This is a genomic window from Desulfobacter curvatus DSM 3379, from assembly GCF_000373985.1.
In the GTDB taxonomy this organism is placed as follows: domain Bacteria; phylum Desulfobacterota; class Desulfobacteria; order Desulfobacterales; family Desulfobacteraceae; genus Desulfobacter; species Desulfobacter curvatus.
Genome location: NZ_KB892916.1, coordinates 1 through 9,564 on the forward strand (window position 1 = coordinate 1; position 9,564 = coordinate 9,564).

The 9,564-nt window shown below is 50.0% G+C and carries 12 protein-coding genes; 3 read left to right on the forward strand and 9 right to left on the reverse strand.

Annotated elements, in window-relative coordinates; all coding sequences use genetic code 11:
* The first annotated feature begins 442 nt into the window (after window positions 1-442).
* Both B147_RS0103040 and B147_RS33395 read left to right on the forward strand, forming a co-directional pair.
* Window positions 443-724 (forward strand): type II toxin-antitoxin system Phd/YefM family antitoxin, encoded by a 282-nt coding sequence (locus tag B147_RS0103040; protein WP_020585778.1) that lies wholly within the window; start codon window positions 443-445, stop codon window positions 722-724.
* The gene (locus B147_RS33395) at window positions 721-1,011 is read left to right on the forward strand and encodes a type II toxin-antitoxin system RelE/ParE family toxin (protein ID WP_020585779.1); all 291 of its coding nucleotides are present in this window, start codon (window positions 721-723) and stop codon (window positions 1,009-1,011) included. Before B147_RS0103040 ends, B147_RS33395 begins: the two co-directional genes overlap by 4 nt.
* 231 nt (window positions 1,012-1,242) lie before the next feature.
* Here the strand turns inward: B147_RS33395 and B147_RS32680 are convergent, their stop codons facing one another.
* The 9 genes from B147_RS32680 to B147_RS29950 form a co-directional block, all read right to left on the reverse strand.
* Window positions 1,243-1,401, reverse strand: a complete 159-nt coding sequence (locus tag B147_RS32680) for a hypothetical protein (protein ID WP_020585780.1) — start codon at window positions 1,399-1,401, stop codon at window positions 1,243-1,245.
* Window positions 1,402-1,436: 35 nt separating this feature from the next.
* Window positions 1,437-1,670, reverse strand: coding sequence for a hypothetical protein (locus B147_RS32685; protein ID WP_020585781.1), 234 nt, complete (start codon window positions 1,668-1,670; stop codon window positions 1,437-1,439).
* A 201-nt stretch (window positions 1,671-1,871) separates the two neighbouring features.
* Entirely contained in the window at window positions 1,872-2,960 is a 1,089-nt protein-coding gene (locus B147_RS0103065) for a hypothetical protein (RefSeq protein ID WP_020585783.1), read from the reverse strand.
* A 352-nt stretch (window positions 2,961-3,312) separates the two neighbouring features.
* Window positions 3,313-4,716: a tetratricopeptide repeat protein gene (locus B147_RS0103070; RefSeq protein WP_020585784.1), complete on the reverse strand. Its 1,404-nt coding sequence runs from the start codon at window positions 4,714-4,716 to the stop codon at window positions 3,313-3,315.
* Window positions 4,716-5,435, reverse strand: a complete 720-nt coding sequence (locus B147_RS0103075; RefSeq protein WP_020585785.1) for an energy transducer TonB — start codon at window positions 5,433-5,435, stop codon at window positions 4,716-4,718. Before B147_RS0103075 ends, B147_RS0103070 begins: the two co-directional genes overlap by 1 nt.
* On the reverse strand, window positions 5,436-5,855 hold the full coding sequence (locus tag B147_RS0103080) for an ExbD/TolR family protein (RefSeq protein ID WP_020585786.1): 420 nt from the start codon (window positions 5,853-5,855) through the stop codon (window positions 5,436-5,438).
* Window positions 5,849-6,472 carry a MotA/TolQ/ExbB proton channel family protein gene (locus tag B147_RS0103085; protein WP_020585787.1) on the reverse strand — a complete coding sequence of 208 codons (624 nt, stop codon included), beginning with the start codon at window positions 6,470-6,472 and terminating at the stop codon, window positions 5,849-5,851. The genes B147_RS0103080 and B147_RS0103085 overlap by 7 nt, the downstream gene beginning before the upstream one ends.
* Entirely contained in the window at window positions 6,469-7,962 is a 1,494-nt protein-coding gene (locus B147_RS0103090) for a MotA/TolQ/ExbB proton channel family protein (protein ID WP_020585788.1), read from the reverse strand. Before B147_RS0103090 ends, B147_RS0103085 begins: the two co-directional genes overlap by 4 nt.
* Window positions 7,959-8,789 (reverse strand): DUF3450 domain-containing protein, encoded by an 831-nt coding sequence (locus tag B147_RS29950; RefSeq protein ID WP_020585789.1) that lies wholly within the window; start codon window positions 8,787-8,789, stop codon window positions 7,959-7,961. The genes B147_RS0103090 and B147_RS29950 overlap by 4 nt, the downstream gene beginning before the upstream one ends.
* Before the next feature lie 378 nt (window positions 8,790-9,167).
* Between B147_RS29950 and B147_RS0103100 the strand changes: the two genes are divergently transcribed.
* Window positions 9,168-9,434 (forward strand): hypothetical protein, encoded by a 267-nt coding sequence (locus tag B147_RS0103100; protein ID WP_020585790.1) that lies wholly within the window; start codon window positions 9,168-9,170, stop codon window positions 9,432-9,434.
* The last annotated feature ends 130 nt before the right edge of the window (window positions 9,435-9,564 follow it).

The window sequence follows — 9,564 nt, forward strand, 5'->3', positions numbered from 1 at the left end:
TATTTGACCAGGACGTTACTAAAAGCTGAGAAGATTATCTGTTAAAACCGGTCACACCATTTTTTTATCGTGAATGTCTGTCCATGGATTACCGTGATTGCTCTCACTTGAAAAACAACACATTTCATCTCAGGTTGATTCTGTTTCCCTGGTTGTGGATGAATTAAGACGAATGGGGATTAACGATTTAGAGACGGGGGAAGTCTCGTTTTTCAAAACAAGAAATTACAAGTGGTGCGAATGGCGTGATTCGAATAAAATAAGGTTCGAATGCGTAGAAATTACAAATGGAGGTTGCTAACCTCGCTCTTGCAGGGGAGCGCCAAAAACTGCGCCCGCTGAAGAGCCCGTTGGCGCATTAAAATTGATTATCCAAGCTTTTTAAAAGCTTGCTTTTTAGGCTTGTTGGTGATACATGCAAAAGCATCATAGGAGGTACAATATGGGCAAGCTATCAAATATTATTCCAATAAGCGATTTAAGGCAAGATACTGCAAAGCTGCTGAAACGATTACAAAAAAGTAAGGACCCTTTAATAATTACACAAAGAGGTAGGGCATCAGCGGTAATTATCGGAGTTGATGCCTATGAGGAATCTGAGCACGAGAAAGAGCTATTGCGCCTTTTGGTTAGGGGAGACAGGGAAATCGAAACTGGTCAGGGATATGATTTGGATACAGTTCTTTCTGAAGCTGATACCCTTTTGTCTAACGAGCCCTCGTGAAGGTTAAATTTACACCTTCTGCAAGAACTCAATTCCTTTCTGCGCTATCATATATTCGAAAGGACAAGCCTTCGGCTGCTCTTACTTTTCACAATCAGGCTGAAAAAATCTTGCGTCGGCTTGAGGATTTTCCTGAATCCGGAAGAATCATACCTGAATTTCCAGAACTCCCCTACCGAGAAGTGGTCATATCGCCGTACCGGTTTTTTTATAAAACCAAAGATGATATTGTTTGGATAGTCGCAGTGTGGCATGGAGCGCAGCTCCCTAAAGAACCAACAACCTGACACTGCACCAGAAAGCCGGGACGGAGCGGCCGCAAAAAGTTGGGATGCTTTTTTGCTCTGTCTTCTGGTGAACTCACTGTTGTGTTGCTTCAAAGCCTCGAAAAATGGATTAGTTATCCTGCTATAGGCATTTGTATTGCGCTATTGGTTCCAGAAAAACCATTTATATCAAGCGCCTAACCCGACATTCAAGCGGACCGGGAAAGGCCGTGGTTTTCATAATTGGGAAAATCAAAGGAGCGGGTTATGCGCTTTTGCCGCCTGCATTGCCCCGATCTGTTCCAGGGCAGCTAATGCCGCTGATTTTACCTTGGGACATTTACAGGCAAGGGAAAAGGCCTGTTTTGCTTCTTCAGGGTTATCGCAGCTTAAGGCGGCATAACCGGCCATGAGCCAGGACCGCCCCGGGGAATTGCCGCGACCGGTTAGGCGTTTATAGGCAACATATGCGGATTTGTATTTTTTTCCCGGAACAGCAGGTCCGCCTTAAAGGCCAGAAGCCTTGCACCACACCCCTGGGCCAGTCCCTTGTCCGCCCATTTAAGCGCAGTTTGATAATCCCTGCCCTGCAGATAGGCCTGGGCTATGGTAAGGAAGCGGTCTGTCCTCTTTTTTCCTTTGACTGCGGTAAGATTGGCCGGATCTTTTTGAATTTTCAACAGCCACGCTTCATATGCCCTGGCCGCTTCCAGCGGGATATTGCACCCGGCATAACGGTCTGAGAGTATGGCCGTCCTTAAAGACCTTCAAAACGGCAATCATCTGATCATCATGGATCCCAATACAACGTCGCCGCTGCCTTTTCTGAACCTGGATAAGATTCAGAACAAACCGGCTCGTCCTTAAATTTTGCAATTCCTTTAACGAACGGGGTTTATTTCTATCCAGTTATTCCCGGAATTCTGGTTGGGATTAAACCCCGCATCGTTTGAAAGAATGTATTCCCCCAAAGGATTTGCCCAGGCGTGGTCATACCCGCCGGGCAGTTCTACTGAGTTTCCGCTGGATGGATCCTGATAATTTTCAGTGCCCCGGATATACTCGCTGAATTCCCGGGCGGCGCGATCTTCGGCCTGTTGACGGGTCCGCCATGATTGGGTCAAGGCCGCGTCAAAAGCATCGCTGCTGCGGCTGATGGCCCGGCTCAGTTTCCCGGCATTGGCGATTCCCTGCTGCCGTGCGGCAATCCATTGTCTTTGAACACTGTTGAATCTGGCAAACCAACTGCGGTCTAACTGGAAGGAGTTCACAAAAGTCGTGGCCAGTGGTTTGAGAGCATCCAGTTGGCCTTTTGGGGCACGTACCGAAAGGTTGCGGTCTGCCAGCCAGAAAACATTGGGAACTTGGGGAGAGTGCGAGACCAGTATCACACAATAGAAATCTTCTTCCCAGGCTATGCCGTTTTCGGTGTATGAAAATCGGGCGCAATTACCAAATCCCTGGATGGCTGTACCCGGTGTCTGGCTGCCTGCTGCAATAGTGCCGGCCCATTCCGGCATATCTATCACGCTGATTTGTTTTATATCACGTGCGCCGGGTCTTTGCCTGGGCAGAACAACATGACGGACAAAGTCGGCCGGGCTGTTGGGAATAGGAATTACTATCATGCCCAGATAGAGTGCGCCCTGCTGCCACTGCTGTTCAATCTGACCGCTGATGTAAAGAGGCGCGGGGTGTATATAAGCGCCAGCTGAACCGTCGGGTGAGGTGATGGCCACATTGGCAGTCACCAGGTTGGCCAGGGCTGAGTTCCAGGTCAGGCCGCCTGAAACCTGCCAGTTGGCCGGGGCCATGACCCAGAAGGCCGGGGCTGCTCCCATCTGCGCGTCAATGACAGCCACGGGTTTCATATGCAATGGCTGGCCCGCTGCCGAGCCCGTTAAAATGACAGCAATAAGGGAAAAAATTAGCAACAGTCTGCAGAAACAATTCGTGATTATTGGTTTCAATTTGAGCCTCCTGTCTAAAAAGTCATACATGCCAGACAGCATTAAGATGGTAGGGAGAACCGCATTGATAAAATATTTTTTAAAATATCACCGAACAGACAATAAATAAATAACATCCTGACACTGCACCAGAAAGCCGGGGCGGAGCGGCCGCAAAAAGTTGGGATGCTTTTTTGCTCTGTCTTCTGGTGAACTCACTGTTGTGTTGCTTCAACGCCTCGAAAAATGGATTAGTTATCCTGCTATAGGCATTTGTATTGCGCTATTGGTTCCAGAAAAACCATTTATATCCAGCGCCTAACCCGACATTCAAACGGACCGGGAAAGGCCGTTGCTTTCATAATTGGGAAAATCAAAGGAGCGGGTTATGCGCTTTTGCCGCCTGCATTGCCCCGATCTGTTCCAGGGCAGCTAATGCCGCTGATTTTACCTTGGGACATTTACAGGCAAGGGAAAAGGCCTGTTTTGCTTCTTCAGGGTTATCGCAGCTTAAGGCCGCATAACCGGCCATGAGCCAGGACCGCCCCGGGGAATTGCCGCGACCGGCTAAGCGTTTATAGGCAACATATGCGGATTTGTATTTTTTTTCCCGGAACAGCAGGTCCGCCTTAAAGGCCAGAAGCCTTGCACCACACCCCTGGGCCAGTCCCTTGTCCGCCCATTTAAGCGCAGTTTGATAATCCCTGCCCTGCAGGTAGGCCTGGGCTATGGTAAGGAAGCGGTCTGTCCTCTTTTTTCCTTTGGCTGCGATAAGATTGGCCGGATCTTTTTGAATTTTCAACAGCCACGCTTCATATGCCCTGGCCGCTTCCAGCGGGATATTGCACCCGGCATAAAGGTCTGCCAAAAGCTTGGTTTCCGATGCGGACAAGGGTGTGGTGAAGCTGTAAATCATGAACGCCTCAAGCCCTTTTTCAAGCCGGTTTTTATTAAGATGGATGTTGGCTAAGGCCCGCCACCATTTAGGCTCTTCAGGTTCCTGCCGGGTCAGTTCGCCGGCATAGGCAACGGCCTGCTTATCCATGCCAAGTTCCATATATTGGTACAGCAGCACCTCCTGCCAGGTCCGCTTTTTATCACCCTTGGATTTGGCAGCCAGTTCCCTAAGATATGGCAGGGCCCGGCGATTTTTTTTAAGGGAAAAAAGGATGTTAACCAGGACCTCTTTTCGATCGAGAGTCACGTCGGCGGGATGGGTTTTTATCAGCCGGTTAAAGGCGTTCAAGGCATTGTTATACTCGGCGTTAAAATAATAGCATGCCGCAGCCTGATAAAGATACGCCCCCTTTTTTTCCGGGGCCATATCATACCCCCGGATAAAGGCCCGGGCAGCCTTGCCCATCTGTTTAAGGGTATACCGGCACTGGCCCAGGTTCAGCCATGCCTGGTAAAACCCGTCATATTTTTTAACGGCCCGCTCATAGTATAATGCCGCTTTTTTCACATAGCCGTCACCTTGTTTTTCCATCATTATGCAACAGTTGCCGACAAGAAAATCCAGATAATAATGGGTGTATCCCTTTTTGTTTGCCGTGTCCGGATCAACGTTTTTTGCCTTGGCCTGGAAGGATTCAATCTGTTGAACCGCTTTGGCATAGTCTTTCTTTTTGATAAGCCCTGCCGCCTTGTTTGCACACATGCCTGCGGCAACCGGAAGGGAATCGCCTTCCGGGTTGGCCGCGGACAGTGCGCAGGGAGAAAGAATTATGAAAACGGACACAAGGCAAGCCCACAAAAATAGAGTCAATCTATTCATCACGCCTCCATTTTGAACCGGATAGTCGTCACCACACGCACCTCCACGTTGTTTCCGTCCACGGTTCCCGGCTTGAACCGGTACTGGGCTACGGATTGAGTGACACTGGATTCAAATACACCCTTGGGCTGGGCGCCCACCACCTTTATATCCCTTACCCGGCCTTCCCTGGTGACAATAAATTCCACTTTTACCCATCCCTCGATGCCTACTCTTCTGGCCCGCATGGGATAGGATGCAGGCAGCCGGACCAGTGTCTGCAAAGGATAATCAAGCTCGGATGTAGAAAACAGCCCCAGGGGCATTTGGGTTTTCATGGTACAATTTGATAACGGGCTTAAAGCAATACTGTTGGTCAGCTTGGGCAAATTGGAGTTTAACGCCACAGACAGGTTCGGTCTGACAATCGTGGGCCTTTGAATCTGTTTCTGTACAATTTTTGTGGCTGACACCATCTCCTCGGGCGGATCAGGCGGTTTGGGCCGCTCCTTTTTACGCGGCGGCGTCTCAGGGCGCTTGATCCGGACAACCTGGATGGGCTGGATGAGTTCCGTGTCATCCGGTGCATGGGGAATGCTTTGGATAAGGGTCGGCAGCATCCCGAAGATAAACAGATTAAGCCCTAAAGCCAGAGCGATGATCGCTATCCAAGCCAAAATTTTGCCTGGATCCAATGTGCGGGACGTTTCCCAGTAAGTAAATTGAACTGTATTATCCATTTATCTGCCCTCCGGAAGGCTTGCGGCAAGGGCCACGTTTTCGGCCCCGGCCAGTTTACAGTTATCCATCACCGAGATCACAAGACCGGTTCTACTCTCCTTGTCCGCCACAATCACAACACCGGCTTCGGGACTTTCCGCCATGGCCCGTTCAACACCCGAGCGCACGGCCCGGACATCAATTTCCCGGCGGTCCAGGTGAATGGTATTGTCCCGGGTGATACCGATGAGAATGGTGGATTTGGTTTTTGCCACAGCCGTATTGGCCGTGGGACGTGAGATGTCCACCCCGGTCTTCTTGACAAAGGAGGTGGTGACCAGAAAAAAGATCAAAAGGATGAACACCATATCAATCAGGGGCGCAATATTCAGTTCAAGACTCTTTTTTGCCGCCCGCCTGGATGCGGATATATTCAGCATGAAACTCTCCTGTTGCGGATAAAGGGTTTAAGATACATGGCCGTGGAGGCGATGCGGTGCTTGAGGTTTGAGGCCCGCCGGTTCAGCCACCCGCTCATGTAAAGTCCGGGGATGGAGATCATAAGCCCTGTCTGGGTAGTCACCAGGGCCACGGAGATCCCCGAGGCCATGGCCCGGACATTGCCCGTGCCGAATACGGTGATCACATCAAAGGTCTCCATCATCCCCACCACCGTACCCAAAAGCCCCATAAGCGGTGCCACAGCGGACAGTACCCCAATCAAAGCCAGGTGCCGGTCCAAAGAGGCGGTCAAATTCATAACCGTTTCATCAAGAATCCGCTCGTCCAGCCCGGGATCAGACACGGGACTGCGCCGGGATAGAAACGCCCTCACCAAAAAGGCATTGGCACCCTTATACCGCTTATCCGGGCACAGGTTTTCCCGGACCAGTTCTCCGGCCATGGCCCTGGGCATATTTTTCACATAGAGCCGATGTAGAAAAAACAAACGGTTAAAGATCAATACCCACATCACAAGGGAGACGCACAAAATGGGCACCATTACCACCCCGCCGGAACGGATATAAACAATCATCTGGTAGAGAAGTTCGTTCATCGGGAACCTTCCTTAATCCCGTTCCTTGCCTTGAACACCAGGTTGACAAAGGCCACGGATTTTTCCTCCATGGTGCTGATCTGGGTCTCCACACGCCGGGCCAAAAGCGTGTGGGACAGCATAATGGGAATGGCCACGGTCAATCCGAGCATGGTGGTGACCAGCGCCTCGGAAATACCGCCGGACATCATTCTTGGGTCTCCGGCCCCGTAATAGGTGATCACATGAAAGGTGTTAATCATGCCGGTCACCGTTCCCAGAAGTCCCATGAGCGGCGCAATGGCGGCCAGCATGCCCAGGGTGGATAAAAACCGTTCAATGGAAGGAATTTCCGCCAGGATCGCTTCCTGGAGCACATTTTCCATATCGGTGCGGCTCTGCTCCCGGGCGGACAGAGCTTTAAGCAGAACCCGGGGAATAAATGCGTTCCTGTTGGCCAGTATCAGATCCCGGCAAGCCTGAAAGTTTGCAGATTCAAGTAAAGGCGTAAGTTTCGCCATAAAAGGCTCAATACGGATCTGATGCCGAAAAAAGAAAACCAACCGCTCAAACAAAATCAGAACGGCAAGGCCCAGCAGAAACAGGATGGGCCAGACAAGGGGGCCGCCCTTGGGCACCTGATCCATCAGGTTCAGCTCATGGGTAAACCGCCGGAGGGCACCGCCTTTGGAGATATCCACAGGCACACAGTCGATTTGCCCTGCAATATACCCATCAATCTGATCCGCAAGTTTCGTTGCGGGCAGCTTGGACAGGGCAAAAAACCGGCTGCTTTGATCCGAATAGAGCAGAAAGCCGATTTCCGATTCTCGGCCTGCATCATCATTGAGTACATAAAAGGACGTGAAATTGCCGACACTTAAAATTTGAGCGGTCCTATCTTTGCCCTGGCGGTCCACCACCATGCCCTGACGCAGGGAGACTTCGCCCGAAGCCAGGATTTCGTTGAACAGGGTATCTGACATCCGGCGGATATCGTCCATGGACCAGAACCCCTTCTGGTTGATCAGGGGGTTAAGAAAACTGTTCCGGTCTTTGCCAAAGGCGCTTTGAGGGCTTTGAATCAAAAGACTGTTAAGATCTTTGGCGGAGGTTTTAACAAAGCCTGCCAGCTCCTTGTTCACCATTCTGGATTCTTCAAGACTGCTCTGCAATTTTGTCTGTTCGTCAGCCAGAATATCAATCTTCCCCTTAAGCGCATCATTGGCAATATGAAGACGGCTGTTTTGGGCTTTTAATGTTGCAATGGCCGAGATTAGGGCGTCTTTGTCCTTTTTTATGGCTAACGCATTATCCTGGGCCTCGGCCTTGGCTGCCGCCAGTTCTTTTGCCGCTTTGGCAGCCATGTCCCGGCGTTTTTGTTCAAGAACCGCATAGGATTTGCGTATATCCCCGGCCAGAGTTGTTGCGGCCGGGACGAAGCTGATAACAGTCGCGGTCAGGATCAGAAAGGTTAACAAAGGAATTGACAGGTATTTTATCGGCATCATTTCTGATCCCTCCTTTCCGGGGCAATGGCCCCTAAAGGCAAGGCGACCACCTCCATGGGACGGTGTTTGGCCGCCATCTCCACCACCGCCTCAATATCCGGCACACGGCTTTTATCCAAGGGGTGCCACTGATTTTTTGCCATGTCAAAAATCCCTGCGCTTTCCCGGTCCAGGGTCAGAAAGAACAATGCCACCCGGCCCATACGAAAAATGTCTGCAAGGACTTGTGTACCGTCCACAACGATTTTTTCCCGGTACACCTCTACGGTGTTACCGTATTCAGCTTCTACAAACAGGGCTTCCATCATTTTTCTGTATTTTTCAGCAATGGTGATTTCCGGATCATCCAGGATCACCGCCAACCGCGCCAGCCGATCATTGCGTTCCCGGGATAGAAACGGGGCATCGGCTTCCACAAGAGAGGTCAGGCGGTCAAGGAGCGCTTTTAAAAACGGCGCCAGTTCCGTTCTGATCCGCCGGCACTCCTCTTTTTCCCGGGTAAGGTTCTGATTTATTCTTTCCAGATCCCCTGCCCTTTGGGTCAGATTCTTGTTGGCAAAGGCAAGCTGTTCGTTTTCCGTTTTTAAGCGGTCATATTCCTCTGCAAGCTTCTGGCGCTGGGCATCCCATTTTTCCCGGGACCTTTGGGTGGCCTGGCGGGTATCCACGGCCGTGTCAACGGGGGTTTCAATATCCTTTGACACAGATACCCGGGCGTGCAGCGAAGATGTCATCCATACCGCAAGCATGAGCAGGCATGCCATGAAGACAACGGCCATTCTTGATCCGGCATGATCCCTTGCGCCCGGATTTTTTTCACTTCCCATTATCCTTTATCTCCTTTTCCTTTGGTTCGTAACTAAAATGATGTGCCGTTTGACTGGTTGTTAATTCCTAAAAAGGCATGATGGCAAAAAGTATGCCGGAAAAAGGGAGATATTATTTTTTATGAAATTTCAGATAGATACAAATTGAACCTGACCGGAATGATTCTGCTTGCATAAATAAAATGCACTGATACGTACAATCAACCTTAAAAAACGTACATTATCCTCTATTCTTTTTATATTCCCCTGGAGCTGTATTCAATGTAATGCCTTTATATTTATATAAATATCTCCGAAACAAATATCTTCCACGGATTGGGTATGCGAATTGCAGATTTTCGGTGTTCAAAAAATTGCTGTCAATCCAAAGGAGCCGTTATGTTCAGAACTCTCATCCTCTCACTTATGCTTTGGGCTGCAAGCGCTTTGGCTGCAGCACAAGGCAGCCCTGCCCCCAGGCAGGTGACGGACCTGGCAGGGAATGTTGTCACCATCCCCCGGGAGATAAACCGCATCGCCTGCATGGATGTCCTGTGCTACAGCGCTGACGCATCAAAATTTATTATCAATGATATCAGGGGGGCGGAGCGACATCTAAAATTATTTTGTCGCAAAATTATAATAGACACTCTGCAGGTCTTTTGATAATGTAACGTGGATGTGTGTGAGTTCACCCACCAATCGAAACGTTACATTTGAGGAGAAAACGCTGTGATAAGCCAGTGTGGTCGGCAGATTAAAAACGCAGAACTTGAACAGATTCGCGAGACGGTAA